Origin of the sequence: Butyricicoccus sp. AF18-9LB (genome assembly GCF_027684505.1) — a bacterium.
In the GTDB taxonomy this organism is placed as follows: domain Bacteria; phylum Bacillota; class Clostridia; order Oscillospirales; family Butyricicoccaceae; genus Agathobaculum; species Agathobaculum butyriciproducens.
In genome coordinates this window covers 59,189-84,986 of the sequence record NZ_JAQCWA010000001.1, presented here as the reverse complement: position 1 = coordinate 84,986, position 25,798 = coordinate 59,189, and the positions used below count along the sequence as shown (strand labels likewise).

The window sequence follows — 25,798 nt, the reverse complement described above, 5'->3', positions numbered from 1 at the left end:
GGTGCCGCCCCGTCAGGGCGAACACGCTGACGCAGTTCGCGCACCCCGCTCAGTCGGTGCTGAAAAAACTGCCGCCCGGACAGGGTGAACCGCCTGCGCGGTTCAGGTGCCCCAATCGCCCGGTGCAGCGAAAAAGAGTGCCGCACACGGACATCTGTCCACCCGTGAAAACCAAATATTTTTACGCTTTACACTATAAAAGCGATGTGCTATAATACAGGGTATAAGAGCGAAAAAACGAATGTAGGGAGGGATAGACCATGAATCGAAAGTTGAAGGACGAGGATATGGACATTCTGTTTCGCGGTATTCTCAAGCTGCAGACGGTCGAGGATTGCTACGACTTTTTTGAAGATCTGTGCACGATCGCCGAGCTGCGTGCCATGGTGCAGCGCTTTCAGGTGGCGCGCATGCTGGATGAGGGCCGCATTTACAGTGACATCGTACAGGAGACCGGCGCGTCCACCGCGACGATCAGCCGCGTGAACAAGTGCCTTGTGTATGGCTCGGACGGCTACCGCAAGATGCTCGACCGGCTCAAGGAGGACGAAACAGCAGAGGAGAGCCATGAATAGTTACGAAACCCTGTCGGAATACTATGACCGCTTCACGGATGACGTGGGCTACGAGGAATGGGCAGACTTTTTCGAGCGCCTGTTTGAGCGGGAAGGCGTAAAGCCGTCGCTGGTGCTCGATCTGGCGTGCGGAACCGGAAGTCTGACGCGCATTCTGGCGCAGCGCGGCTATGATATGATCGGCGCGGACGCATCGCCGGAAATGCTCATGCAGGCGCTGCAGAACACGCTGGACTGCGAGCCGCGTCCACTGCTGCTCAATCAGCGCATGGAAGAACTGGACCTGTACGGCGCGGTAGACGCGTGCCTGTGCTGTCTGGACAGCGTAAACTACGTCACTGAGCCGGAAGCACTGCAGACTGCCTTTGAGCGCGTACACACGTTCCTCAATCCGGACGGCCTGTTCGTATTCGACATCAACACACCGGAAAAATTCGCCCGCATTGATGGCGAAAGCTATGTCCGCGAGGACGACGGCGTATTCTGCGTATGGCAGGCGGCGGTCGAGGACGGCCTGTGCGCCTACCAGTTCGATATTTTCGAGCAGGAGGACGATGTGTGGCACCGTGCGCAGGAAACGCACGAGGAGCGCATATACGAGCCTGCACAGCTGACCGCCATGCTGGAGCAGGCCGGTTTTACCGAGATCAAAACCTATGGCGACCAGTCCTTTGCGCCCGTACAGGGCGGCGAGGACCGCATTTACTTTACAGCACGAAAGAGAGATTAACTTATGAGCGATACGTTACTTCGCGCGATCGCCCGTGATGCGGGCATCCAGATTTGTGCAGCCAGCACGACCGAGCTGGTCGAGCGCGCACACGAAATCCACAGCACCACGCCGCTGGCTACCGCAGCCCTCGGACGAACGCTGACCGCAACTGCCATCATGGGCAGCCAGCTCAAGGTAGAGGACGGCTCCGTGACCGTGCAGATCAAGGGCAACGGCCCGCTCGGCGCGATCGTCTGCGTCGGTGATTCGGACGGCTATGTGCGCGGCTATCTGCAGGACCCGGCTGTCGATCTGCCGCTGCGTGCGGACGGCAAGCTGAATGTAGGCGGCGGTGTCGGCCGCGGCTATCTGATGGTGATTAAGGACATTGGCCTGAAGGACCCGATCACGGGCACGGTTGCGCTCGTCAACGGCGAGATTGCCGAGGACCTGACCCGCTATTTCGCGGAGAGCGAGCAGATTCCGTCTGCGTGCGCGCTCGGTGTGCTCGTGGATACCGACTGCTCGGTCAAGTGCGCCGGCGGCTGGCTCGTGCAGCTGATGCCGGGCGTGAAGGATTCCGACATTGACAAGCTGGAGGCCAATCTGGCAAAGCTGGAGAGCATGACTGCTATGCTCGATAAGGGCATGAGCCTCGAGGACATCATCCGCGCGGTGCTCGATGGCTTTGAGGTAGATTTTCTGCAGACCAGTGAAATCGGCTACCGCTGTGCGTGCAGCCGTGAAAAGGTAGAGCGCGCCCTGATCAGCATGGGAAAAACCGAACTTTGCAAGATGGCGGAAGAACAGGAAAATAGTGAGGTAACCTGCCAGTTTTGTGATAAAATCTATCGTTTCAGCCGCGCAGAGTTGCAGGAGCTTTTAACACACGCAACGGAATAAAAAGAAAATAAAAAAACTTTGAAAAAAGTGTTGACATTTGGGCACAGGTTCTGTATAATAAACATCGTCGCTGAGAGATACAAACGAAAACGAAACAGCGACGACGGCCTGGCCCGGTAGCTCAGTTGGTTAGAGCGCTAGCCTGTCACGCTAGAGGCCGTGGGTTCAAGTCCCATCCGGGTCGCCATTCTTCAATCGGAAACGATTGAAGAAATATGCCTCTGTAGCTCAGTCGGTAGAGCAGGGGACTGAAAATCCCCGTGTCGGTGGTTCGATTCCGCCCGGAGGCACCATTTATTCAAATGAGTGTCTGGACACTCATTTGAATAAATCTTACCTTTCGGTTAAGGAATCGAAAGGCGGCTCTTGGAAACAATCCGGTGGATTGTTTCAACCGCCGTGGCTTTTGCCGCAGCAAAAGCGATTCCGCCCGTGAGCGTTCAATTCGCAGCGTCCGGTAACTAATCGGCACTGACAAAATCGCGTTAGCGCGAAAAACTAAATATGCGGCTGTAGCTCATCTGGTAGAGCGCCACCTTGCCAAGGTGGAGGTAGCGAGTTCGAGCCTCGTCAGCCGCTCCACATGGTACCATAGCCAAGCGGTAAGGCGTGGGACTGCAACTCCCTGATCCCCAGTTCGATTCTGGGTGGTACCTCCAAAAGACTGATGTGAAAACATCAGTCTTTTTGTTTTGCACACAATCACACGAATTTGCACAAATGCAGGTAAAGGTTGACAAATACAGCAGACTGTGTTATATTCCACCTATGGATGCACTACGGCGTCCATGCAATAAAAGGAGGAATTTAATATGACACTCAGAAAGCGACTGATCGCGCTGAGCATGGCGGCAGCCTGCGCAGCAACAGCTTTTGCCGGTGCAGCATTCACCGACCAGAGCAGCATCAAGGTGGACAGCAAGGTCATCGACACCCTGACCGAGAAGAACGTCATCAAGGGCTTTGAGGACGGCTCGTTTCAGCCGGACAAGGCGGTAACCCGTGCCCAGATGGCCAAGATGATGTTCGTACTGCGTACCGGTTCGGATGATGCGTCTTACTACGCAAAGGATATGACCGATACGTTTGCGGATACGGCCGGTACCTGGTCGAACGGCTATGTTAAGTATTGTCAGGCTTATGGTATCGTTTCCGGCAAGTCGAGCACGGTTTTTGCACCGAATGCGTCTGTAACGACGGCTGAAGCCGCAAAAATGCTGCTGGTATACAGCGGTCACGATGTACAGAAGGATGGTCTGACCGGTGCACAGTGGAAGGAAAATACCTTGAAGCTGGCAGATGCAGAAGGTCTTTTGACTTGTGTAACTACAAAGCCGGATGATGCACTCCCGCGTCAGTATGCCGCGCAGATGATTTACAACGCAATCAGCAAGTAAGCACGCAGCAAAGAAAAAGTCCCTCACCCGAGGGACTTTTTTTCATCTTCATAAAATCTAAAGAAATTCCCTGCGGAAAACAACAGAAACCTGTGGTAAGATAGAAGTAACGAAAGGGGGAAGGGAAATGGAAAAGCTGACTGTTCTGGTGGTGGACGACGACCGCGAAATCGTGGAAAGCATTGCGATATTCCTGCAGGCGGACGGCTATCTGGTACGCAAGGCGTACAACGGTCTGGAGGCGCTCGACATCGTCATGACCGAGAACGTACACCTTATCATCCTTGACATTATGATGCCCGAGCTGGACGGCATCAAAACCTTATTAAAGGTAAGGGAAAGCAAAAACCTGCCGATCATCCTGCTGTCGGCCAAGAGCGAGGACGCGGATAAAATCCTCGGACTGACCGCGGGTGCGGATGATTACATTACAAAGCCGTTCAACCCGTCCGAACTGGTCGCGCGCGTGAAAAGCCAGCTGCGCCGCTATACCCAGCTGGGCGCGATGCAGATAAAGGAAACGCAGATCGTCATCCGCGGACTGGTGCTCGACACCGAGAGCAAAAGCGTGACGGTAGACGGCGAAGCCGTTCGTCTCACACCGCTCGAATACAAAATACTTGAGCTGCTGTGCCGTCACCCGGGAAGGGTGTTCTCCACCGAGGAGATTTACCGACAGGTGTGGAATGACGATATTGTCAGTGACAACGCCATTGCCGTCCATGTGCGGCACATCCGCGAAAAGATAGAGATCAACCCGAAGGAGCCGCGCTACCTCAAGGTGGTGTGGGGCGTCGGCTACAAGATCGAAAGGAGCAAGTGAGTATGAATATCAAGGGGATCTTACGCAGTACGGTAGTAAAGCTTATCGCGTTTGCAGGCATTGTGGGGTGCTTTGCAGGTGCACTGTTTCTCGCTGAGAACACGATAACAGATTTTGCCGCGAACGGCCTTGACCAAATGGTCTATCGCTTTGAGGGTGATTTTGCCGACTCGTCCTATATGCATCAGCAGCTCGGCATAATGTGTGCTGAAATGGCGAATGCGTTTGAGGATGGCATGGACGCAGCGGAATTCAGCAGGCAGCATACGGATTTTGCGGGAAACTATTTTGGCAGAATGGGCGATAAAACGGTCGGCGATGACACGCTGACCGAAGCCGCGGCAAAAAATTCTGCGTTTTACATGATCACACGGCCGGGTGGCAATGTGCAGTCCAACGTGGGAATGTACTACGGCTATCCGCTTGCGGTTTACGATGAGGAAACGGACAGTTACGGCTACTACACCGAGGAGGATGCGGCAGAGGAAGGCTGGAAGTTCAATAAGTTCAATCCGTACCCGTCTAACACCCTGCTGCTGGTGCGCTTCACGGACGCACAGGCTGCTCCCATCAAGGCTGAGTGGGAAATGCAGAAAACGCAGATTACCGGCGTGCTCCATCGGGCGATTGTGCTGACGTGCATTGCACTGGTGCTGTTCGTGTATCTGCTGTTCGTCACCGGCCGCAAGCCGGAGGATGAGGACGTGCACCTTGTCACCATCGACCGTCTGCCGGTGGAAGTGAACGTGCTGTGCTTCTGGGCGGTGCTCGGCACGGCGGGCGGACTGAATCTGGCACTGATGGGTGAATTGCTGAACGGCACAAACGATATGTCGATATTGCTCGTACCGTCCATCCTGTTTTTCGTCGCGGCGTTTGCGTTCGCACTTGAACTTACGCTGTCGCTCGTGCGTGTGATCAAGAACCGCAGCTTCGTCAAGCAGTGCTGGTCGATTCGATTCATCCTCTGGTGCTGGAGAACCTTTATTAAGGTATGCAAGTGCATCCGGCAAAGTTTCAGAAAACTGCGCCGCATGCTGTTCCGCGACTACAAAACGCGCAACGTTGTGCTGCTCTTTACGGCGTATTCGGTTGTTCTCGCGTTCCTTGCGGCGGTGTTCGGCGGAGTGGGCGGCTCGTTTTTTGCCTTCGTGCTCGGCGCGGTCTGGTTTCTCGCGGCAGGTTACTTTCTCATCAAACGCATCACCGGCTTTGAGCGTATCGTGGACGCGCTGCGCCGGCTGCGTGCGGGTGATCTCAGCTTCAAGCTGACCGACATGCCGGAGGGCGTGTTCGCTGAAATGGCCGAGGATATTAACTCGCTCGGTGACGGTATGCAGGCGGCGCTGCAGAACGAGGTCCGCGCCGAGCGCATGAAAAGCGAGCTCATCACCAACGTCAGCCACGATTTGAAAACGCCGCTGACCAGCATCCTCAACTACTCCGATCTGCTCGGTAAAATGGATTTAACGCCGGAGGAAGCCAACGATTACGCCCGCATTATCTATCAAAAGGGTCTGCGGCTCAAGAATCTGACGAGCGACCTGTTCGATATCTCCAAGGTGCAGTCGGGCGCAGAGCAGATCATCAGCGAACGGCTGGATGCGTGCACGCTCGCCCGGCAGGCGCTCGCAGAGCAGGACAAGGCCGTGCAGGAGAGCGGCTTGACCGTCAAAGCCGCCATTCCCGAGCGGGAGCTGCCCATTTGGGCGGACGGGCGCAAGCTGTCCCGCGTGCTGGAGAATCTCATCGGCAACTGCGTGAAATATGCGCTCAAGGGTACGCGCGTGTTCCTCTCTGTTGCAGAGGAGAACGGTCAGGCCATTATTGAACTCAAAAACACCGCCAACTACGAGATGGACTTTGCCGCCGATGAGATCACCGAACGGTTTGTCCGCGGTGACGCGGCGCGCTCGACCGAGGGCAGCGGTCTGGGTCTCGCCATCGCAAAAAGCTATACCGAAGCCTGCGGCGGCACATTCGATGTTTCGGTGGACGGCGATCAGTTTAAGGTGCGTATCGGCTTTCCGGTGTATGGCACGACGGCAAAGTAAATTTTTGCGGAAATGGAAATCTTATCTTGTAATTTGGATTGCAACCGCTATAATAGGAGTTGGATAAGAACCCGCGTGAGCGGCAGGGGCAGCACCACAGCTTCAATCATGCGGTATTGCCCGGGACAAGAAAGGCGGAAAGAATTATGATTACGACTGCAAGTGAACATCAGGTAGATAAGGTAGAGCAGATGGCTGGCGGCAAGGGACACGTTATCATCGAGCGTCTGCTCGGTGCGAAGGAGCTGGACGGCAAGTGCGGCCTGTATGCAAAGGTAACCATCGAGCCGAACTGCACGCTCGGCTTCCACGAGCACCGCGGCGAGACCGAGACGTACTACATCCTGAGCGGTGAAGGCTCGTATAACGACGGTGAGAAGTCCTATCCGGTCAAGGCCGGCGACGTGACCTTCTGTCCGGACGGCACCGGTCATGCGCTGGATAATACCGGCGATACCGACCTCGTGTTCATGGCACTGATTATTATGAAGTAAGCGCAGAGACGGAAAGAACCCGAAGCCTTGGCTTCGGGTTCTTTTTGTTTGTAATTGAGAATGGAGAATGAACGCAGTTTCTTTCTGGTTTATGCAGGGTGTATCGCGGGGGAGCATAGTGTTCTCCCGCAGCACGACCGAACGCGCCCGGTTAACGGTGTTTTGGGCGCCCTGCGGTTAGGTGTTTGCAAATGAATTGACAAATGGCGGGGCGCTCCGGAGTGGTCTCTTGCATTTTGGGCAATTCACCCTCTGAGGGCACTCAACCCTACGGAGTATATAGAACGGGTGCCGTTTTCACGAGGTTTACCATTATATTCATCATTTATTTTCTGTTTTCAATTCTCCGTTTGCAACACGGAAAATAAAATTTCAGACAAAAACAAAACAGGCTCGGATAAAACCGAGCCTGCTTTGCTGTGATCGGGAGGTGTGATCCGATCACAAAGAAGAAAAGAGTAAAAAAGAAAGGAAAAAGAGAGATAGTCAATTAGTAAAGCTGCGTTTTGCAGCATTTGTGCTGTTTTTAAGCACTTTCTTTGAACAATTACAGTATAGCGTGATTTTCGTCGAAATGCAAGAAAAAATGTTCGGCAGTTTGTATGAAAATACTATAAAATTTTTCGGCGGGAATTGTGCTTTGCGTTGAGCGTGTGAAAAACCGCCGTCTCTCAAACCGCTTCGTTTGTGAAAAATCGCGTCTGGTGGAAATCTATCCCTTGACATATTGCTCATATTGTATATAATGAGTATATACAATAAAAGAGGGAGGGACGGCATGGACATCATAGTATCCAACATGGACAGCACGCCGATCTACGAGCAGATCACACGTCAGATCAAGGCGAAAATCCTCGGCGGAGAGCTGCAGCCGGGGGAGGCGCTGCCGTCTATGCGCCTGCTGGCGAAGAAGCTGCGCATCAGCGTTATCACGACCAAGCGTGCGTATGAGGAGCTTGAGCGCGAGGGCCTTATCACCAGCCAGACCGGACGCGGCAGCTTTGTTGCACCGGTCAGCAGCGAACGTCTGCGGGAAGCGCAGCTTCGCACGGTGGAAGACCACCTGACGGACGCGGTGCAGGCGGCAAGACTGGCCGGACTGTCTGCGGACGAGTTCGCAGAGCTGGCACGGACACTGTTTGAGGAGGAAGGATTATGAGAGAGAATGCACTGGAGCTGTACGACGTCTGCAAGAAATACGGCGGCTTTGCGCTCCGCAATGTGGGATTTACCCTGCCGAGAGGCACGGTAATGGGTTTAATAGGAGAAAACGGCGCCGGAAAGACAACGACCATCAAGGCGGTGCTCGACCTCATCCGGCCGGACAGCGGCGAGATTGCCGTGCTGGGGGAACATGGCTCGAATCCGTCCGTCCGTGAGAAGATCGGCGTGGTGCTCGAGGACGGCGGTTTCCCGAGCGCGATGAGCGCCGCACAGGTGAGCACGCTGCTCGGCAGAGCGTACAAAAACTGGAACGCGGAGCAGTTTGCGTCGTACATCGAAAAATTCGGCATTGACCGAGAGAAGGCCATCAGGGACTACTCCAAGGGCATGAAAACCAAGCTGAATATCGCGGCAGCGCTGTCGCATGACGCGGAGCTGCTGCTGCTTGACGAGCCGACGAGCGGTCTTGACCCGGTCGTGCGGGATGAGGTGCTCAATCTGCTGTACGACTTCATGCAGGACGAAAATCACGCGATTTTGTTGTCCAGTCATATCACGAGCGATTTGGACAAAATCGCGGACGAGATCACTTTCATCCACAAGGGCGAGGTGCTGCTGAGCGAGCCGCGCGACGAGCTGCTCGACACCTGCGGTATACTGCGCTGCACCGCCGATCAGCTGAACGCCCTTGACCCGTCTGCCGTGCGGGCAAAGCGCGTGGGCACGTTCGGCTGTGAAGCCTTGGTAAGACGTGACGGCGTACCGGAGAACTGGTCGGTTGAGCCGGTCAACATCGAACAGATCATGCTGTTCCTGACGAGAGGGGAGGACGCAAGATGAAAGCAATGTTGTATGCGGACTGGATGAATCTGCGCCGGTCGATGAAGGCAATTTTGATAGTGGTGGCTGTCATTGCGGTGGCTTCACTGACGTGGGAAAACAATGCGTCGTTCGTGTCGTTTATTCTGGTGATGCTGTCGCTGATGGTGCCCGCAACGCTGATGAGCAGTGACCGAGCCTACGGCTGGGATAAGCTCAGTCTGTCGCTGCCCATCTCCCGAAAAGACGTGGTGAGCAGTAAATTTGTGCTCTGTCTGCTGGTGAATCTGGTAACTTTCCTGCTGGGAACCGCGTACATTGCGAGTATGGATATTTTTTACGGCAATGCAATGGCAGAGAATATGCTCGGTCTGCTGGCGTGCGAAGCGGTTGGTCTGGCACTGACCGGCATTGACATGGCGCTCATCCTGCGGTTTGGTCCGGATCGCGGACGGTATTTCCTCATTGGCGTGGTGTGGGTGCCGATCATCCTGCTGACCGTCGTCAAAAAGCATCCGGCGTTCAATAAACTTGTGCAGGCTCTCGGCGGCATGGACAGCTGGTCGGTCGGACAGCTTACGGCGTTCTTCGGCGGACTGGTGATTGTCGGTGCCATCGTGTACGCGGTATGCTGGCGCATCGGTGTGGGCATTTACCGAAAAAGAGAGCTGTAAATGCATAAAATACCTCTCGCTCCATATAAATAGGAACGGGAGGGACGGAGAATGAAGATTTTCAGCTTTACACTGCCTCTGGCGGTCGGTGGACTTGCGGCCTGGCTGACGATGGGGAGTATGTCGCAGTATGCGGCGCTGGTGCAGCCGCCGTTTGCACCGCCGGCATGGATATTCCCCATTGCGTGGACGATTCTCTATGTGCTCATGGGCTGGGCGAGCCTGCGCGTGCGGCAGTCCGGTTCGCCGGAGCGAAGCAACGCGCTTGCGCTGTATTACACGCAGCTTGCAGTGAATTTCGTGTGGCCGCTGCTGTTTTTTCGCGTTGGACTGTACGGAACGGCGTTCTGGTGGCTGATTCTGCTGCTGGCACTCGTGCTCGTCACCGCAAGGGCGTTTTACCGAATTGACAAGCAGGCGGGATGGCTGCTCGTGCCATACCTGGTCTGGCTGGTGTACGCGGCTTATCTCAATGCCGGAGTCTGGTTCCTGAATAAATGAAAAAGGGAGCAAATCGTGTGATTTGCTCCCTCTACGAGGCTGTCGTGGAACTACAGTTCCGCCGACAAGCAGGAACGGACCGTAGGCCGTTCCAAAGTCGTCCGAAAGTTCCCATGCGGAAACTTTCTCCCTCTTAGGGTATAAAAATCGAGATACATGCTCCCGGTTTTTATGAATTTGCATGGCAAATTCTATTGAATATGCACTGACGTGCGAGCTGCTAAGATTATACGTTTGGAAAAAATAAAAGGGAGCAAATCGTGTGATTTGCTCCCTTTACGTTACTCATATCTCAGTTTTACGTTTTCTGCATTGCACAGATCAACGTACTCCTTCGGCGGTTCGCAGTCGGTGATGAACGCGGTCAGGTCCTTGAGGTGGCAGAACGTGACAATCGCTTCCTTGCCGATCTTGGACGAATCGACCATGCCGTAGATGTTATCCGCGCGGTGAACAACGGCACGCTTGATCTCGGCTTCGAGGAAGGTGGTGTTGGTCATGCCTGCAGTCAGCGACACGCCGGTCGCGCCCATGAACGCCTTGTTGATACGCATGGTGGACAGCGCTTCGATCGCGGACAGGCCGACAAACGAATCCGTAGTCGGGCTGTAAATGCCGCCGAGCGAGATAATATTAAGGTTATCGTACTTGGAGGCCTCGCTCAGCGCGCCGAGCGAGTGGGTGATGATCGTAATTCGCTTCTTTGCCACAAGAAACCGCAGCAGACACAGGGTGGTCGTGCCGGAGTCGATAAAAATGGTATCGCCATCCGCGACCTCCTCGGCGGCCAGACGGCCGATGAGAGACTTGTCGATCTGGTTGAGACCCGAACGGATGGGCGTCGGCACGGCACCCGAGGGAACCGTAGCGGTCACGCCGCCGTATACCTTGGTGATGTGGCCGCGCTGCTCAAGCTCGTTCAGGTCGCGGCGGATGGTATTCTTGGACACGCCAAAAACCTCGCACAGCTCGTCAATGCTGACGGTCTCGCGCGAGATGACATATTGCTCTATCGAATTGAGACGGCTGACTTTCATATTCACAGCTCCCACATAATAATATCCGCCCAGTAGTATCCGAATGTATCCACAATGTTTTCTTTAGTTTATCAAATTTGTAACCAAATGTCCACCGCTCCAAAGAATGAGAATATGGCGTGAATTTGGCGGAAAAGGTCGAAAATACATGAAAACTCTCGGTAAAGAACGATAGAAAGTGAGTAAAATCCGTAAAACCGCCTTTTGAAAATAATTTCTGGCAGTGAGCGGGGAGAGGAGCGGTAACCCGTCTGCGGGGAGAGGGATACGCAGACAAACAGCAGAAACAGGGCGGGATACCCCTTTTGAAAATATATTTTTACCGTTTTGCAAGAGGTTTACCAACAAAATAAATACATATAACCAGCAGATAACCAACAAATTACCTAATTTTACTCGAAATAAATTAGATATTTTCCATAAGGCGTTTGAATGAAATTGGAATTTTGCGAACAAATGCAGGAATTTCGGTTGAAATTTTGGCGGTTTGGTGATACACTTGTATTCGTAAAACAGTGGCATTGTGCCGCTGTACGCTGGAACCTGTTCCGCGGAGAGAAAATTATATTTTGAATTAGGCAGGTGTATGCAATGCAGAAAGCAGAAAAGATGCAGGAGCTTCGTGTATTTGCTCAGGAAATCCGTGTGGAGACCCTGAAGACCGTCGGTTCGCTTGGCTTCGGCCACGTTCCGGGTGCAATGTCCGTTATTGATGCGCTGGCAGTTCTGTACGGCGAAGTAATGAAGGTTGATCCGAAGAACCCGCATTGGGAAGATCGTGACTGGTGCGTGCTGTCCAAGGGCCACGCTGGTCCGGCTATGTACGCTACCCTCGGTCTGAAGGGTTTCTACCCGATCGAGGACGCTTATACCCTCAATCAGCCGCACACCAATTTCCCGTCCCATACCGACCGCACCAAGACCCCCGGTGTTGACCTGACGACCGGTTCTCTCGGTCAGGGCATGTCCACCGCTACCGGTGCTGCTCTGGGCAACAAGCTCGACGGCCGCGACAGCCATGTATTCGTATTCGTTGGCGACGGCGAGTGCGATGAGGGCCAGGTTTGGGAGGCTGCTCAGTTCGCAGCTCACTACAAGCTGGACAACCTCGTTTGCTTCGTAGACGACAACAAGTACCAGCTCGACGGTGCGGTTGACAAGGTTATGAGCCACGGCAAGGGCATCGGTGCTAAGTTCGCAGCATTTGGCTGGAACGTGATCGAGCTGCAGGACGGCAATGACGTAGAGCAGATCTACGACGCTGTTCAGCTCGCTTACGACACCAAGGGCGTACCGACTTGCATCGTCCTGAACACCGTTAAGGGCCTGGGCGCCACCTTTGCTGAAGGCACTGGCGCGCACTCCTCTCAGCCGACTAAGGAGCAGTGGGATGAAGCCATTGCTGCTGCTGAGAAGAAGCTCGCTGAGATCAAGGCACAGTAAGGGAGGGTATTGAACATGAGCTTTACTTTGATTGGCAAGCACGAGAAGGATTCTCGTAACAACCGTGACGGTTTTGTTACCGCTATGCTGGACCTGATGGAGAAGGACAGCAAGGTTATGCACGTTGACTGCGACCTCGAGAACTGCATCAATACCGGCAAGCTGGCTAAGGCTTTCCCGGAGCAGACCGTAAACGCAGGTATCGCAGAGGCTAACGCTATGGGCGTTGCTGCAGGTCTGGTTGCTACCGGCCGCACCGTATTCATGCACTCCTTCGGCTGCTTCGCTTCCCGCCGTGCATTTGACCAGGCATTCATGTCCGCAGCTTACGCTAAGCTGCCGGTACACGTTATCGGTTCCGACCCCGGCGTATGCGCTGCATACAACGGCGGTACCCACATGCCGTTCGAGGACTGCGCTCTGTACATGTCCGTACCGGAAGCAGTTGTCATCGACCCGGTTGACTACGCTCAGATCAACTGCCTGACCAAGAAGCTGGCAGCATCCGGCAAGTTCTCCTACATGCGCATGATCCGCAAGGGCTTCACCACCGTTTACGGCGATGGCTCTGACTTCGAGATCGGCAAGGGCGTTACCCTGAAGGAAGGCAAGGACGTAGCTATCATCGCTTCCGGCATCATGGTAGACGAGGCACTGAAGGCTCAGGAGCAGCTGGCTGCTGAGGGTATCTCTGCCAAGGTTATCGATATGTTCACCTGGAAGCCGCTCGACGAGCAGCTCATCCTCGATTCCGCTGCTGAGTGCGGCGCTATCGTAACCGCTGAGAACCATCAGGTAAAGGTTGGTCTGGGTTCTGCTGTTGCTAACGTTGTTATCAAGAACAACCCGGTTCCGATGGAGATGGTAGGCGTTGAGGATCGCTTCGGCCAGGTAGGCGCTGAGTCCTTCCTGCGCGAGGAGTACGGTCTGACCGCTGCTCACATCGTAGAGGCTGCTAAGAAGGCTATCGCTCGCAAGAACGGCTAAGTTTTCCCGCAGATACGCGAAGTAAAATTGCATCGAAAAGCGTTCCGACGTATGTCGGAACGCTTTTTTGTCGTTACATTGCACAGAAGCAAACGCAGATTTTGCATGGTCTGGAAATAGACAATATCACCCAAATCTGCTACACTGTAAGCACAACAGTAAAAGGAGGAGGTGTACCGCATGAAAAAACGGTACGCGGCAGGACTGGCACTGGCTCTTGTGGGGATTTTGAGCGGGTGCGGACAAACGGCGGCAGACAACACAATCAGCCTTACACCGGTGGAGGAAACGACCGCAGACCAGAGTGGCAGACTGATTGAGTATAATTTTTCCGGCCACAGGAGCGAAGCCGAGGGCGTATTGTTTGGCTGTTATATATGGGATGGCAGCACATGGCAGAAAGATGAGGATGCCACGTTTGGGTTGCGTTGTTCGGCGACACTGGGCAGCGGCAAGGGCACGATCAAATTCGAGCGTGACGGCGATGCGGCGAATGCGAACTATAAGATTGGAATGGATTCGCCACAGCTTGGCGGATATGCACAGGTTATGGATTCGCCCGAGAGAAACAGTCTGCCGATGGAGGGATTGACGGCAACTGTTGCTGCATGGGAGGAACCTGTCAATGACTTGGCAGTCGACACGGAAATTCCGTTGCTCGTGCGTGTGTTCCGCACGGACGGTACGATCATTCCGGTATCTATTGATGCGTTTTTGGAACCGGAAAACAGCAAAGCCGTACAGAAAAGCGTGTATGCGGAAGCGTACACTGTAATTTTCTGCTATGAAATGTAAATGCTGAAACGGAGGTGTACCACATGAAAAAACGATACGCAGCAGGACTGGCACTGGCTCTTGTGGGGATTTTGAGCGGGTGCGGGAAGGCAGAGACACAGCCGGCGGATAATACGATTTCCATCACGCCGGTGGAGCGGAAAACCGATGGACCGCAGATGGATATGGCGGTGAAGTACGATTTTGCCGGCAATCATGCGGATGTAAACGGAATGGAGTTCCGGCGTTACATCTGGGACGGCAGCGCATGGGAGAACGAGGGCGGGACGTTTACCGTTAATTTGGATAAAGTCGAAGAAAACGAGGGAACGATTCGATTTCAGCCGGAGAGTGATGTACTCAATGCGGAATATATCGTTATCATTGATGCGCAGACACCGGAATCGGGAAATTCTATACAGTTTGCGGAATCTCCTGCGCTGAGCGGTCTGCCGACGGAGTGGCTGACCTCGGCGGTGGCCATGCAGGAGGAAAAGATTGACGATCTGGCGGTCGATGTGGAGATTCCACTGCTTGTACGCACATTCCGTACAGACGGAACACAGATTCTGGTGGCGATTGACGCGTTCGCTGACCCGGAAAACAGTTCGGCGGTCAAATACAGCAGCTATGCGGAGGCATATACCGTAAAATTTGTAAAGAACGATAATCTGTAAACGCGAAATGCCCTGACCTCTCGTCAGGGCATTTTTTCTCTTTACGCCAACCGCGAATTTCACTATAATAGAGGGAGCGGAAAGGGGAGAGAACCATGTCCCAAACAGACAGCCCACTGGGCACGGCGCCGGTAGGAAAGCTGGTCTTGCAGCTGGCGATACCGGCCATGCTGGCACAGTTTGTCAATATTCTATACAGCGTGGTCGATCGCATGTATGTCGGCCACATCGCGGGCGCGGGCGATGCGGCGCTGGCCGGTGTCGGCGTGTGCGCGCCTGTGGTGACCATGATAACCGCCATCGGTGCGCTCATCGGCTTCGGCGGCGGACCGCTGATGAGCATCCGCATGGGGCGGCGCGACATGGACGGTGCCCGTCAGATCATCACGAACAGCTTTTATCTTTTGCTGGCGCTGAGCGTGCTGGCGACCGTGCCGCTGCTTATTTTCAAGAGGCAGATCCTGTTCGCGTTCGGCTGCAGCGAGGTCCTGTGGGATTACGCGCAGGCGTATTTTACGACCTACGTTTCCGGCACTGTGTTCGCATTGCTGAGCTACGGACTCAATCAAATTACAATGAGTCAGGGATTTTCCGGTACCGCAATGCGGTCGGTTATGCTCGGAGCGGCCGTAAATATCGCACTTGACCCGGTGTTCATTTTTGCGCTGCACATGGGTGTGCGCGGAGCCGCTCTTGCAACCGTGCTGTCGCAGGCGTGCTCGACGGTGTACATTCTGCGGTTTCTGTTCAGCGACAGAGCCGCTGTCCGCATTACCCGTCAGCCGGTCAATTTTGGCTGGATGCGCCGTATCGTGCAGGTCGGCTTGTCGCCCGCGCTCATCATCGCGCTCGATAACGTGCTGCTCATCTCCATCAATGTCATGCTGCGCAAATACGGCGGCGCAGACAGCGATATGCTCATCGCATGTGCTGCCATCATGCAGAGCTTCATGCTCGTCATCACCATGCCGCTCGGCGGAATGACGGCGGGCACGCAGTCCATTCTCGGCTATAACTACGGCGCGTGCGACGAAAAACGCGTCATGAAGGCGTTCCGGTGCATTGTGCTGCTGTGCCTCGTGTTCTGCGGCATCATGTTCCTGCTCGCGCAGACGGTCTCGGGCGCTTTTGTCAAAATCTTCACCAAAGACCCGGCGTATATTGACATGGCGGCGTATATGATCCGCACCTACTCGCTCGGCGTGCTCGGACTGACCATCCAGTACCCGTTTGTGGACGGCATGACCGGCATGGGCCTTGTCAAATGGGGACTGACGTTTTCCATGCTCCGCAAGGGTATTTTCCTCATCAGCGTGTTCGTCCTGCCGCCGATTTTCGGGGCAACAGCCGTTATGTTTTCTGAGCCGCTGTCCGATGTCGTGTCGGCGGTGTTCTCCGGCTGCGCGGCCATGTTCCTCTTGCCGAAGCTGGTGGCGAAACAATGCTGCAAGTAGAGTGAAGAGTGAAGAGCATGAGAAGTTTAACCTTCTTCATGTTGTTACATTACACATAAAATCTAAATCGTAGGGTGCGACGACTCGGCGCACCGTCTGTAACCCGTCTGCACAGACCTAACCGTAGGGGCGAACATTGTTCGCCCGAGAACCGTTTGATTTTACGTTGTGTGGGAGCACAATGTGCTCCCCTACGGGGGTAACATGTACTAATCGTTAGATGCGGTGCGCCGAGGTCGTACCCCAGGGCACCTTCTTTTGCCCTTTGGGCAATTCACCTTGTCGCACCCTGCGGTGTACCTTTATGATAATATGAAAAACGGAGAAACACGATGAATCATTACGTTCATTCTCCGTCTTTCATCCTCCATTCTCAATTACTTCCCGCTCTTTGTACAAACTACCCCTTTACGAACGCATTTCTACTCTGTATAATAAGGTAAGATAGAAAACTCTTTCCGTCGAACGGAACAAGAACGATAACGGAGGAACAGAACATGGACGTTAAGGAACGCGCACTGCAGGCACACGAAAAATGGGGCGGCAAGATTGAGGTCGTAGCCCGCTGTGAGGTAAACAGCAAGGACGATCTGTCGATCGCGTACACGCCGGGTGTTGCCGAGCCGTGCCTCAAGATCAAGGACGATCCGTCTCTCAGCTACACCTATACGCGCCGCCACAATCTGGTTGCGGTCATCACGGACGGCACCGCGGTGCTCGGTCTGGGCGATATTGGTCCGATTGCCGGCATGCCGGTTATGGAGGGCAAGTGTGCGCTGTTCAAGGCGTTCGCTGACGTGGACGCGTTCCCGCTCTGTGTGGCTTCCAAGGATGTGGACGAGATCGTCCGCACCATTCAGCTGATCTCCGGCTCGTTCGGCGGCATCAACCTCGAGGACATCGCGGCTCCGCGCTGCTTTGAGATCGAGCGCCGACTCAAGGAGGTCTGCGACATTCCGGTATTCCACGATGACCAGCATGGCACGGCTGTCTGCTGCGGTGCAGCTCTGCTCAACGCCTGCCGCCTGACCGGCCGCAAGGTGGATGAGATCAAGATGGTTGTCAACGGCTGCGGCGCGGCTGCTATCGCCGTTACCAAGTTCCTGATGTTCCTCGGCGTCAAGCACATCACGATGGTTGAGCGCTTCGGCATCGTCTGCGAGGGCGATGAGCGTCTGAATCCGGCACAGCAGGAGATGGCCAAGGTCACCAACCGCGAGCACATGACAGGAACGCTGGCCGATGCTGTCAAGGGTGCGGACGTATTCTTCGGCATGTCCGCGCCGCAGGTGCTCACAGCCGAGATGGTCTCCACCATGGCAAAGGACCCGATGGTATTCGCTATGGCAAATCCGGTGCCCGAAATCTGGCCGGAGGACGCAAAAAAGGGCGGCGCTGCCGTTGTCGGCACCGGCCGTTCGGACTATCCGAACCAGATCAACAACGTGCTTGCGTTCCCGGGTATTTTCCGTGGCGCACTTGATGTTCGCGCAAGCGACATCAACGAGGAGATGAAGCTGGCAGCGGCTAAGGCGATCGCGGCCTGCGTTTCCGATGAGGAGCTGAACGCGGAGTATATCATGCCGATGGCGTTTGACAAAAAGGTCATCCGTTCGGTAGCAGATGCCGTTGCACAGGCTGCCCGCGATTCCGGTGTGGCCCGTATCTGAGCGCAGCAGACGAAAAGTTACAGATAAGACAAAATCAACCGCGCGGGAACAATCTCGCGCGGTTTTTGCGCAAAAGTGCGTGCACGCACACGCACAAGTTCGCGGAATGACAAAAACAGCGGATTGCACAACTCGGCTTTGTGAAAAAATGCGTTTGACATTTACAGTGCATAAGGGTACAATAAGAATAACAAAAATGCGTTTGTTCTGCGCAGACGCAGAGAGAAGATTATGGAGGGAATAACTATGTTAGATCCGAAGAAAGTAAGACTGGGTATCTGCCCGATCGGCTGGTCCAATGATGATATGTGGGATCTCGGCGACGAGAACACCTTCCAGCAGTGCATCTCTGAGATGAAGCTCGCTGGTTTCGACGGCTGCGAAGTAGGCCATAAGTATCCGGAGGACAAGACCGTCCTCAAGCACATGCTGGACGCCCGCAACCTGACCATCGCTTCCAAGTGGTTCTCCTCTTTCCTGGTTGACAAGCCGTACGAAGAAGTAGAGGCTGAGTTCATCAAGGAGCTGGATTACCTGTCCTACGTTGGCGCTACCGCTATCAACGTATCCGAGCAGTCCGGTTCTATTCAGGGTCAGCTCGATACGCCGGTTCTGGACGACAAGAAGCGCGTTCTGACCGACGAGGAGTGGGATCGCTTCACCACCGGCCTGAACAAGCTGGGCAAGCTGTCCATGGAGAAGTACGGCATCCGCACCTGCTTCCATCATCACATGGGCACCGTATGCCAGACCGTTGAGGAGACTACCCGCCTGATGGAGAACACCGACCCGAAGTATGTATTCCTGTGCTTCGATACCGGTCACTTCACCTTCGCTGGCGAGGATCCGGTAAAGATGCTCGAGAAGTTCGCTGACCGTGTTGGTCACGTTCATCTGAAGAACATGCGTATGCCGCTGGTTGAGAAGGCTCGCGCTGAGCACTGGTCCTTCCTGGATGCAGTTCGCGCAGGCGCTTTCACCGTACCGGGCGATCCGGACGGCTGCGTAGAGTTCGACGCTGTATTCGATCTGCTTGACAAGGCTGGCTACACCGGCTGGATCATGGTAGAGGCAGAGCAGGATCCGGCTAAGGCTAATCCGTTCGAGTACGCTAAGATGGGCCGTGAGTACATCACTGCACACACCGGTCTGGGCGGCGAGGTTGTTCTGAAGAAGTAATTCTTCGCATATCGCGCAATAAAACACGAAACCGAGGGCATTTGCCCTCGGTTTTTTGCGTTCCCCAAAGGATATATGTCGTTAAGAACCGTTTGCACCGACCGGAAGCCTCCCCTGAAAGGAGAGGGGAACCGCCGAACGGCGGTGGAGGGGTTTGCCGTACCCACGGCAGAGGATTTCGCACGCTGCGGCGTGCGGGAATGTTGCCGCTGCGCGCGGCGGGCGCACAAGAGGGTAGACAACCTGCGGTTTTCCACCCTCTTGTGAATCACCCCTTTTCCCGCAAGGGCTTGGGTGCAGATGGTAGACTGCGTAAGCATGAAAAAGGGGAACGGCAGTCGGGTTACCGTTCCGTAGGGGCAGACCAATGTGTCTGCCCATTTCTTTACCTATACGCAATGTCAGATACCTTTCTGCTACACATACGGTTTAGTCTACGCAGGCGCGGCATACCCGTGACGCGCAACATTTTTACCTGTGCAGATTATCCAAATCCTGCGATTGCAGCCGGTTTGTGCCGGAAAACGAGTTGCGCGGCACTGTTATGCCGCGCGTAGCGACAATCCCCGCCGCAGTCTACGGCGCAACTCTTCGCCCGGAAGCGGTGAACCGCCTGCGCGGTTCGGATGCCCCGAAAAACCGGTGCCGAAACCCCTCAGTCGCAGCAAGCTGCGCCAGCTCCCCTTTCAGGGGAGCCTGCAACCGTCCGGAGGGCGCAAACCGCTTCGCCTTTTATTCATTTGCCGCTATATAAATCGTTGCAAATTCTCCGAAAATAGGGTAGAATAGTAAACAGGAATAGAATAAGGAGTGTGGAGCATGGAAGCACAGAAATATAAGCGCGTACTGATTAAGATCAGCGGCGAAGCCCTTGCGGGCGATAAGCATTTCGGCCTGAACTTTGATGTCATCGGTCCGGTATGCGATGTGATTAAAAAATGCAACGAAGAAGGCTGCGAGATCGGCATTGTTGTCGGCGGCGGCAACTTCTGGCGCGGCGTAAAGGACGGCGGCGGCAAGATGGAGCGCACCCGCGCGGACCACATGGGCATGCTGGCAACCACCATCAACGCACTGGCTCTGCAGGATGCACTGGAGCAGCGCGGCGTGGACGTTCGCGTACAGACCGCTATCGAGATGAACAAGATCGCTGAGCCGTACATCCGTTCCCGCGCGACCCGTCACCTCGAAAAGGGCCGTGTCGTTATCTTCGGCTGCGGCACCGGCTGCCCGTTCTTCTCGACCGACACCGCAGCGGTTCTGCGTGCGGCAGAGATCGGCGCGGATGTTATCCTGCTGGCAAAGAACGTAGACGGCGTGTACGATTCCGACCCGGCTGTCAACCCGGATGCCAAGAAGTACGACCACCTGAGCTACATGGACGTGCTCAATCAGGGCCTCGGCGTTATGGACTCCACCGCGACCTCGCTGTCCATGGATAACCATATCCCGATTCTGGTATTCGCGCTTTCCGACCCCGAAAATATTCACCGCGCTGTTAACGGCGAAAAGATCGGCACGATCGTTGAGGAGGTAAAATAATGAAGGAACAGATCAAGTCCCACGAGGCAAAAATGCAGAAAACGCTGGACGTGCTCTCCAAGGAGCTGGCAGCAGTCCGCGCAGGCCGCGCAAACCCGGCGGTTCTCGATAAGATCACCGTTGAGTATTACGGTGCACCGACCCCGCTGAATCAGGTTGCGGCAATCTCTACTCCCGACCCGCGCACGCTGGCCATCCAGCCGTGGGACGGCTCGGTGCTCAAGGCCATCGAGAAGGCGATCCAGGTCTCCGACCTCGGCATCAACCCGCAGAACGACGGCAAGCAGATCCGTCTGAACTTCCCGCCGCTGACCGAGGAGCGCCGCAAGGAGCTTATCAAGGGCGTTTCCAAGACTGGTGAGGAGGCAAAGGTTGCGCTCCGCAACATCCGCCGCGATGCACTGGACAAGTTCAAGGCAGCGCAGAAGAAGAGCGAGATCACCGAGGACGAGCTGCACGACGGCGAGGACAAGATGCAGAAGCTGACCGATAAGTACGTCAAGGAAATCGACGCTATGGTCGCTAAGAAGTCTAAGGAGCTTGCGGAAGTATAACTTCCGCTGCGCTTATAGGGGGCTTCACAAGCCCCCTATATACGAAGTGCGGTTCCGGGGAAACCGCACTTCGATACCCGAATGACGCGCCCCACGGGCGCTGGGTCGGGGGACAAAAAGACCCGGCAAAGCTGGGCCTTTTTGTGCGGCACAGAGTGCCGCGATTGGATGCCGCCGCAGAGCGGCGGTCGCCTGCGGGCGAGCCAATGGCTCGGATTCCTGAATGAAATCCTGCCATGTGGGTACGATTTGCAAGCAAATCGGGATTTTATGCGCTGCAAGCAGCGTGTGCAAGAGTTTATTGGGGGCGGCGGATTCGTCGCCCTTTTGCATGAAATTGGCAGGAAAATCTGCCGCAAGAGGGATAAACAGGGAGGAAACAGGTTGGGTCTGTTCACACGAAAAAAGAAGGAAAACGCGCCCGAAAACCGTCCGGTGCCGCGTCATATTGCGGTCATCATGGACGGCAACGGCCGCTGGGCCAAGAAACGCGGTCTGCCGCGCAAGGCCGGTCACAAGGTCGGCGCGGAGACGTTCCGCACCATTGCCACCTACTGCAAGGACATCGGCGTGCAGTATTTCACGGTCTATGCATTCTCTACCGAAAACTGGAAGCGTCCGCAGGATGAAGTCGATGCGCTGATGAACCTGTTCCGCTCCTATCTGAAGGAAGCGGCGGAAACCATGTTCGAGCGCGGCGTTGCCGTGCGCGTGTTAGGCGATCTGACCGTTCTGCCGGAGGATATCCGCGCGCAGATCGCGGAGGTGGACGCGATTGCCGATCGGCTGGGACCGGACGCGGCAACAGCTTCGCTGTGCATCAATTACGGCGGCCGTGACGAGATCAAAAACGCCGTCCGTGCCATCGCGGAGCGGGTGAAGAACGGCGAGCTGGCACCTGAGGATATCACCGAGGATACCATCACCGCCAACCTGTACACCGCGCATATGCCCGATCCCGACCTCATCATCCGTCCTTCGGGCGAGATCCGCACGTCCAACTTCCTGCTGTGGCAGTCCGCCTACTCGGAGTACTACTTCACCGATGTGCTGTGGCCGGACTTCAAAACCACCGATCTGGATGCGGCAATCGACAATTTTAACAACAGAAACCGTCGTTTCGGCGGCGTATAATATCCAATTAGGGTGATAAACGTATGAAAGCAAGAGTATTGTTTGGCGTGTTCGGCTTTGCCTTTGTGCTGCTGGCGCTGTATGTGTTCCCGCCGATCGTGCTGGAGCTTGTCGTGGCGGCGCTGTGCGTGTTCGCCACCTATGAGGTGCTCGGCTCGACAAAACTGGTGCGCAACCACTTGGAACTGCTGCTCGCAATGGCCGTCTCGCTGGGACTGGCTGTCGGTCATTTCAGCATCCTGCCGCTGCGGCTCGAGAGCGTGATGCAGGGACTGGTGCTGGTGCTGCTGTTCGGTTCGTTTGCGATTGAGCTGAAATATCATGACGTCATGAAGGCTTCGCAGGTCTCGTGGGCATTTTTCGGCGGACTTGTCGTGCCGTATCTGCTGCTCAGCCTGCTGCGCATTTTCCAGATGCACTACCACCACGGTTCGTTCATCGTGCTGCTGCCGCTGCTCGCGGCCTGGGGCGCGGACACCTGCGCTCTGTTCTCGGGCATGCTGTTCGGCAAGCATAAGCTGGCGCCGGTCGTCAGCCCGAAAAAGACGGTAGAGGGCGCCGTCGGCGGCGTGGTCGGCGGTGCCGTCCTCGTGCTGATCGCGGCTGTGATTATGAACCGGACGCTTGACCTTGAAATGCCGCTCTGGTCGGCGGTCGTGCTCGGTGCAGTCGGCGCGGTGCTCGGAGAGATCGGCGACCTGTCGTTCTCGGTCATCAAGCGCCAGACCGGCATTAAGGATTATGGACATATTTTTCCGGGCCACGGAGGAGTGCTTGACCGCTTCGACAGTGTGCTGTTCGTGGCGCCGTTCGCGGAATTGCTCTTTAGAGTCATTTGGTAATTGAAAATTGAGAATGGAGAATGGGGAATTGTGGTATCGCGCTTTGCACGGCACCATAATTTTCAATTTTCCATTTTCAATTTTCCATTTTCAATTATCCATTATCCCAAATCGTTTAACAGGAGAAAAATAATGAAGAAGATTGCGATTTTAGGTTCAACGGGTTCGATCGGCACGCAAACGGTCGATATTCTGCCTTCGATCGACGCCGAAGTCGTCGCATTGACGACCAACCGGCGCATAAACTTATTGGAGGAGCAGGCGCGTGCCCTGCATCCGAAAATGGTCTGCGCGATGGACGAAAACGCAGCCAAGGAGCTGAAAATCAAGCTGGCGGACACGGATATTGAGGTTCTGACCGGTATGGACGGTCTGATCGCCTGTGCCGCCGAGAGCGGCGCGGACATCGTGGTGACGGCGGTTGTCGGCATGGTCGGCCTGCTGCCGACGATGGCGGCCATCAAGGCGGGCAAGGATATCGCGCTGGCGAACAAGGAGACGCTCGTGTGCGCGGGTGGTCTGGTGATGAGCGCTGCAAAGCAGTACGGCGTGCGCATCCTGCCGGTGGATTCCGAGCATTCGGCGATCTTCCAGTGCGTGCAGGCGGCAAACGGCAACCCGATCGACAAAATCCTGCTGACAGCCTCCGGCGGTCCGTTCTTCGGTAAAAAAATCGAGGAAATGCGCGGCATGACGCGCGAGCAGGCACTTGCACACCCGAACTGGAGCATGGGGGCAAAGATCACGATCGACTCTGCGACCATGATGAACAAGGGTCTGGAGCTGATCGAAGCCATGTGGTTGTATGATCTGCCGCCGGAGGACATCGAAATTGTCGTCCACCGCGAGAGCATTGTGCACTCGGCGGTGGAGTTTGCGGACGGAGCGGTAATCGCGCAGCTCGGTCTGCCGGATATGCGCCTGCCGATTCAGCTGGCGCTGACGTGGCCGCAGCGTGTGCCGTGCAAGGTGCCGCGCATGTCGCTCGCGGAGGTCGCAAAGCTAACGTTCTACGCACCCGACTATGAGGCGTTTCCGGCGCTGAACCTCGCCAAGCACGCCGCCTCCCTCAAGGGCGACCGCGGCGCTGTGCTCAACGGTGCAAATGAGGCCGCAGTCGGTCTGTTTTTGAACGGTAAGATCGGTTTTACCGACATCGCAGAGCGCGTTGCATACGCACTCGATACCATTCCGTACAAGAAGGACATCACGCTGGACGACGTTCTGGCGGCGGACAAAGCCGCGCGCGAGATCGTACTCGGCTGACCGAAAGGAGCTATGCTTTGCTGCAAATCATTCTGGCAATCCTCGCCTTCGGCGTGCTGGTCATCGTGCATGAGTTCGGACATTTCATCACCGCCAAGCGCGGCGGTGTGCAGGTCAACGAATTCTGGATCGGCATGGGCCCGACCCTCCTCAAGCACGAGTATAAAGGCACGCTGTACTGCCTGAAGCTGCTGCCGTTCGGCGGCGCGTGCGTCATGGAGGGCGAGGACGGTGAAAGTGAAAATGAGCACGCCTTCGGCAAGGCGAAGCTGCCGCGCCGCATGCTCATCGTGTGCGCGGGCGCGCTGATGAATTTCCTCGTGGGATTCCTCATCGTGCTGGCGGTCATGCGTCCGAACGGACCGAACGGCGGCTATATCGTCTCCACCATCAGCGAGGTCAATCCGGCGAGCACCGCCGCCGCAGACGGCGGTCTGGAGGCAGGCGACGAGATTCTGAAAATCGACGGCTACCACATCCTCGTGCGGACGGATTTCGATACCGCGCTTGCGCGCACCGGCTCGACCACGCATGAAATTACCGTGCGCCGCAACGGTGAAAAGGTGACGCTGCCATCCGTCAAGCTGGAGGCGACAGTCACCGATGCGAACGGCAACAAGCGCATCGGCATCACCTTTGCGGAGCTGCCCGACAGCCTTGGCATGCACCTCAGCATGAGCGTGCGCACCGCCGTCAACTACGCGCGGCTCGTCTGGTCGAGCGTGGGCATGCTCGTCAGCGGACAGGTCGGCGTGGATCAGCTTTCCGGTCCGGTCGGCGTGGCTGAGGTCATGGCGGATACCGCCAAGTACAGCATGATTTCGTTCTTCCAGCTTGTGGCATTTATCTCGATCAACCTCGGCGTGATGAACCTGCTGCCGCTGCCCGCCCTGGACGGCGGTCGGCTCGTGTTCCTCATCATCGAGGGCATTCGCCGCAAGCCTGTGCCGCCCAAGTACGAGGGCTATGTGCACGCGGCAGGACTCATGCTGCTGCTTATGCTGATGGTGTATGTGACCGGGCAGGACGTACTGCGCATTTTTATGCGCAGTAATTGAGAATTGAGAATGGAAAATGGAAAATGAATGTGCGGCGTAAAGCGCGATACCACAATTCTCCATTC

The 25,798-nt window shown here is 55.5% G+C and carries 25 protein-coding genes and 4 tRNA genes; 28 read left to right on the top strand and 1 reads right to left on the bottom strand.

Annotated elements, in window-relative coordinates; all coding sequences use genetic code 11:
- Positions 1-260 precede the first annotated feature (260 nt).
- The 15 genes from PGY33_RS00445 to PGY33_RS00375 all read left to right on the top strand — a co-directional run bounded on the left by PGY33_RS00445 (position 261) and on the right by PGY33_RS00375 (position 10,116).
- On the top strand, positions 261-575 hold the full coding sequence (locus tag PGY33_RS00445; protein WP_110436460.1) for a YerC/YecD family TrpR-related protein: 315 nt from the start codon (positions 261-263) through the stop codon (positions 573-575).
- Complete coding sequence (locus PGY33_RS00440) at positions 568-1,305, top strand: class I SAM-dependent DNA methyltransferase (RefSeq protein WP_118360405.1); 738 nt, start codon at positions 568-570, stop codon at positions 1,303-1,305. Before PGY33_RS00445 ends, PGY33_RS00440 begins: the two co-directional genes overlap by 8 nt.
- A 3-nt stretch (positions 1,306-1,308) precedes the next feature.
- Positions 1,309-2,190 (top strand): Hsp33 family molecular chaperone HslO, encoded by an 882-nt coding sequence (hslO, locus tag PGY33_RS00435; RefSeq protein WP_270476873.1) that lies wholly within the window; start codon positions 1,309-1,311, stop codon positions 2,188-2,190.
- A gap of 110 nt (positions 2,191-2,300) precedes the next feature.
- Positions 2,301-2,377, top strand: a tRNA-Asp gene (locus tag PGY33_RS00430).
- Between the two features lie 30 nt (positions 2,378-2,407).
- Positions 2,408-2,483, top strand: a tRNA-Phe gene (locus PGY33_RS00425).
- A 213-nt stretch (positions 2,484-2,696) separates the two neighbouring features.
- A tRNA-Gly gene (locus PGY33_RS00420) sits at positions 2,697-2,772 on the top strand.
- A 3-nt stretch (positions 2,773-2,775) separates the two neighbouring features.
- A tRNA-Cys gene (locus PGY33_RS00415) sits at positions 2,776-2,849 on the top strand.
- A gap of 153 nt (positions 2,850-3,002) precedes the next feature.
- Entirely contained in the window at positions 3,003-3,587 is a 585-nt protein-coding gene (locus PGY33_RS00410) for an S-layer homology domain-containing protein (protein WP_270476872.1), read from the top strand.
- 136 nt (positions 3,588-3,723) lie between these two features.
- A complete protein-coding gene (locus tag PGY33_RS00405; protein ID WP_442865556.1) occupies positions 3,724-4,410 on the top strand; it encodes a response regulator transcription factor in 687 nt (228 codons plus the stop codon).
- Between the two features lie 2 nt (positions 4,411-4,412).
- Positions 4,413-6,464, top strand: a complete 2,052-nt coding sequence (locus PGY33_RS00400; protein WP_270476869.1) for a HAMP domain-containing sensor histidine kinase — start codon at positions 4,413-4,415, stop codon at positions 6,462-6,464.
- A gap of 146 nt (positions 6,465-6,610) precedes the next feature.
- Positions 6,611-6,958, top strand: a complete 348-nt coding sequence (locus PGY33_RS00395) for a cupin domain-containing protein (RefSeq protein WP_118480404.1) — start codon at positions 6,611-6,613, stop codon at positions 6,956-6,958.
- A 778-nt stretch (positions 6,959-7,736) separates the two neighbouring features.
- Positions 7,737-8,117, top strand: a complete 381-nt coding sequence (locus PGY33_RS00390) for a GntR family transcriptional regulator (RefSeq protein ID WP_270476867.1) — start codon at positions 7,737-7,739, stop codon at positions 8,115-8,117.
- Positions 8,114-8,962, top strand: coding sequence for an ABC transporter ATP-binding protein (locus PGY33_RS00385; protein ID WP_270476866.1), 849 nt, complete (start codon positions 8,114-8,116; stop codon positions 8,960-8,962). Before PGY33_RS00390 ends, PGY33_RS00385 begins: the two co-directional genes overlap by 4 nt.
- Positions 8,959-9,615 carry an ABC-2 transporter permease gene (locus tag PGY33_RS00380; RefSeq protein ID WP_270476865.1) on the top strand — a complete coding sequence of 219 codons (657 nt, stop codon included), beginning with the start codon at positions 8,959-8,961 and terminating at the stop codon, positions 9,613-9,615. Before PGY33_RS00385 ends, PGY33_RS00380 begins: the two co-directional genes overlap by 4 nt.
- Positions 9,616-9,666: 51 nt before the next feature.
- Positions 9,667-10,116 (top strand): TspO/MBR family protein, encoded by a 450-nt coding sequence (locus PGY33_RS00375; RefSeq protein WP_270476863.1) that lies wholly within the window; start codon positions 9,667-9,669, stop codon positions 10,114-10,116.
- A gap of 281 nt (positions 10,117-10,397) precedes the next feature.
- Here the strand turns inward: PGY33_RS00375 and PGY33_RS00370 are convergent, their stop codons facing one another.
- The gene (locus PGY33_RS00370) at positions 10,398-11,153 is read right to left on the bottom strand and encodes a DeoR/GlpR family DNA-binding transcription regulator (RefSeq protein WP_117491063.1); all 756 of its coding nucleotides are present in this window, start codon (positions 11,151-11,153) and stop codon (positions 10,398-10,400) included.
- Between the two features lie 591 nt (positions 11,154-11,744).
- Here PGY33_RS00370 and PGY33_RS00365 point away from each other — a divergent pair.
- The 13 genes from PGY33_RS00365 (at position 11,745) to rseP (ending at position 25,733) form a co-directional block, all read left to right on the top strand.
- A complete protein-coding gene (locus PGY33_RS00365) occupies positions 11,745-12,596 on the top strand; it encodes a transketolase (RefSeq protein ID WP_117491065.1) in 852 nt (283 codons plus the stop codon).
- Positions 12,597-12,611: 15 nt separating this feature from the next.
- Positions 12,612-13,583 carry a transketolase family protein gene (locus PGY33_RS00360; RefSeq protein WP_118480412.1) on the top strand — a complete coding sequence of 324 codons (972 nt, stop codon included), beginning with the start codon at positions 12,612-12,614 and terminating at the stop codon, positions 13,581-13,583.
- A 180-nt stretch (positions 13,584-13,763) separates the two neighbouring features.
- Positions 13,764-14,378: a hypothetical protein gene (locus PGY33_RS00355; protein ID WP_118480414.1), complete on the top strand. Its 615-nt coding sequence runs from the start codon at positions 13,764-13,766 to the stop codon at positions 14,376-14,378.
- 23 nt (positions 14,379-14,401) lie between these two features.
- Entirely contained in the window at positions 14,402-15,034 is a 633-nt protein-coding gene (locus tag PGY33_RS00350) for a hypothetical protein (protein ID WP_118480416.1), read from the top strand.
- Positions 15,035-15,129: 95 nt separating this feature from the next.
- Positions 15,130-16,488, top strand: coding sequence for an MATE family efflux transporter (locus PGY33_RS00345; protein WP_118480418.1), 1,359 nt, complete (start codon positions 15,130-15,132; stop codon positions 16,486-16,488).
- A 497-nt stretch (positions 16,489-16,985) separates the two neighbouring features.
- Positions 16,986-18,158 (top strand): NAD(P)-dependent malic enzyme, encoded by a 1,173-nt coding sequence (locus PGY33_RS00340; RefSeq protein ID WP_116704966.1) that lies wholly within the window; start codon positions 16,986-16,988, stop codon positions 18,156-18,158.
- A gap of 246 nt (positions 18,159-18,404) precedes the next feature.
- The gene (gene iolE, locus PGY33_RS00335) at positions 18,405-19,337 is read left to right on the top strand and encodes a myo-inosose-2 dehydratase (RefSeq protein WP_110436478.1); all 933 of its coding nucleotides are present in this window, start codon (positions 18,405-18,407) and stop codon (positions 19,335-19,337) included.
- Between the two features lie 819 nt (positions 19,338-20,156).
- Positions 20,157-20,879 (top strand): UMP kinase, encoded by a 723-nt coding sequence (gene pyrH / locus PGY33_RS00330; RefSeq protein ID WP_110436479.1) that lies wholly within the window; start codon positions 20,157-20,159, stop codon positions 20,877-20,879.
- Positions 20,879-21,433 carry a ribosome recycling factor gene (frr, locus tag PGY33_RS00325; RefSeq protein ID WP_118285359.1) on the top strand — a complete coding sequence of 185 codons (555 nt, stop codon included), beginning with the start codon at positions 20,879-20,881 and terminating at the stop codon, positions 21,431-21,433. Before pyrH ends, frr begins: the two co-directional genes overlap by 1 nt.
- A gap of 384 nt (positions 21,434-21,817) precedes the next feature.
- Positions 21,818-22,567, top strand: a complete 750-nt coding sequence (locus PGY33_RS00320; RefSeq protein WP_270476861.1) for an isoprenyl transferase — start codon at positions 21,818-21,820, stop codon at positions 22,565-22,567.
- Positions 22,568-22,590: 23 nt separating this feature from the next.
- Positions 22,591-23,409 carry a phosphatidate cytidylyltransferase gene (locus tag PGY33_RS00315; RefSeq protein WP_117491075.1) on the top strand — a complete coding sequence of 273 codons (819 nt, stop codon included), beginning with the start codon at positions 22,591-22,593 and terminating at the stop codon, positions 23,407-23,409.
- A 129-nt stretch (positions 23,410-23,538) separates the two neighbouring features.
- The gene (locus tag PGY33_RS00310; protein WP_418986412.1) at positions 23,539-24,675 is read left to right on the top strand and encodes a 1-deoxy-D-xylulose-5-phosphate reductoisomerase; all 1,137 of its coding nucleotides are present in this window, start codon (positions 23,539-23,541) and stop codon (positions 24,673-24,675) included.
- Positions 24,676-24,692: 17 nt separating this feature from the next.
- The gene (gene rseP, locus PGY33_RS00305; protein ID WP_270476859.1) at positions 24,693-25,733 is read left to right on the top strand and encodes an RIP metalloprotease RseP; all 1,041 of its coding nucleotides are present in this window, start codon (positions 24,693-24,695) and stop codon (positions 25,731-25,733) included.
- Positions 25,734-25,798: the final 65 nt, after the last annotated feature.

Excerpts from the sequence above, each read along its gene's own strand:
- PGY33_RS00360 (WP_118480412.1), top strand. The coding sequence starts at position 12,612 with ATGAGCTTTACTTTGATTGGCAAGCACGAGAAGGATTCTCGTAACAAC.
- hslO (WP_270476873.1), top strand. The coding sequence starts at position 1,309 with ATGAGCGATACGTTACTTCGCGCGATCGCCCGTGATGCGGGCATCCAG.
- PGY33_RS00445 (WP_110436460.1), top strand. The coding sequence starts at position 261 with ATGAATCGAAAGTTGAAGGACGAGGATATGGACATTCTGTTTCGCGGT.
- PGY33_RS00440 (WP_118360405.1), top strand. The coding sequence starts at position 568 with ATGAATAGTTACGAAACCCTGTCGGAATACTATGACCGCTTCACGGAT.
- iolE (WP_110436478.1), top strand. The coding sequence starts at position 18,405 with ATGTTAGATCCGAAGAAAGTAAGACTGGGTATCTGCCCGATCGGCTGG.
- PGY33_RS00365 (WP_117491065.1), top strand. The coding sequence starts at position 11,745 with ATGCAGAAAGCAGAAAAGATGCAGGAGCTTCGTGTATTTGCTCAGGAA.
- PGY33_RS00350 (WP_118480416.1), top strand. The coding sequence starts at position 14,402 with ATGAAAAAACGATACGCAGCAGGACTGGCACTGGCTCTTGTGGGGATT.
- PGY33_RS00340 (WP_116704966.1), top strand. The coding sequence starts at position 16,986 with ATGGACGTTAAGGAACGCGCACTGCAGGCACACGAAAAATGGGGCGGC.
- PGY33_RS00395 (WP_118480404.1), top strand. The coding sequence starts at position 6,611 with ATGATTACGACTGCAAGTGAACATCAGGTAGATAAGGTAGAGCAGATG.
- PGY33_RS00410 (WP_270476872.1), top strand. The coding sequence starts at position 3,003 with ATGACACTCAGAAAGCGACTGATCGCGCTGAGCATGGCGGCAGCCTGC.
- PGY33_RS00355 (WP_118480414.1), top strand. The coding sequence starts at position 13,764 with ATGAAAAAACGGTACGCGGCAGGACTGGCACTGGCTCTTGTGGGGATT.
- PGY33_RS00385 (WP_270476866.1), top strand. The coding sequence starts at position 8,114 with ATGAGAGAGAATGCACTGGAGCTGTACGACGTCTGCAAGAAATACGGC.
- PGY33_RS00390 (WP_270476867.1), top strand. The coding sequence starts at position 7,737 with ATGGACATCATAGTATCCAACATGGACAGCACGCCGATCTACGAGCAG.
- PGY33_RS00400 (WP_270476869.1), top strand. The coding sequence starts at position 4,413 with ATGAATATCAAGGGGATCTTACGCAGTACGGTAGTAAAGCTTATCGCG.
- frr (WP_118285359.1), top strand. The coding sequence starts at position 20,879 with ATGAAGGAACAGATCAAGTCCCACGAGGCAAAAATGCAGAAAACGCTG.
- PGY33_RS00380 (WP_270476865.1), top strand. The coding sequence starts at position 8,959 with ATGAAAGCAATGTTGTATGCGGACTGGATGAATCTGCGCCGGTCGATG.
- pyrH (WP_110436479.1), top strand. The coding sequence starts at position 20,157 with ATGGAAGCACAGAAATATAAGCGCGTACTGATTAAGATCAGCGGCGAA.
- PGY33_RS00370 (WP_117491063.1), bottom strand. The coding sequence starts at position 11,153 with ATGAAAGTCAGCCGTCTCAATTCGATAGAGCAATATGTCATCTCGCGC.
- PGY33_RS00375 (WP_270476863.1), top strand. The coding sequence starts at position 9,667 with ATGAAGATTTTCAGCTTTACACTGCCTCTGGCGGTCGGTGGACTTGCG.
- PGY33_RS00315 (WP_117491075.1), top strand. The coding sequence starts at position 22,591 with ATGAAAGCAAGAGTATTGTTTGGCGTGTTCGGCTTTGCCTTTGTGCTG.
- PGY33_RS00345 (WP_118480418.1), top strand. The coding sequence starts at position 15,130 with ATGTCCCAAACAGACAGCCCACTGGGCACGGCGCCGGTAGGAAAGCTG.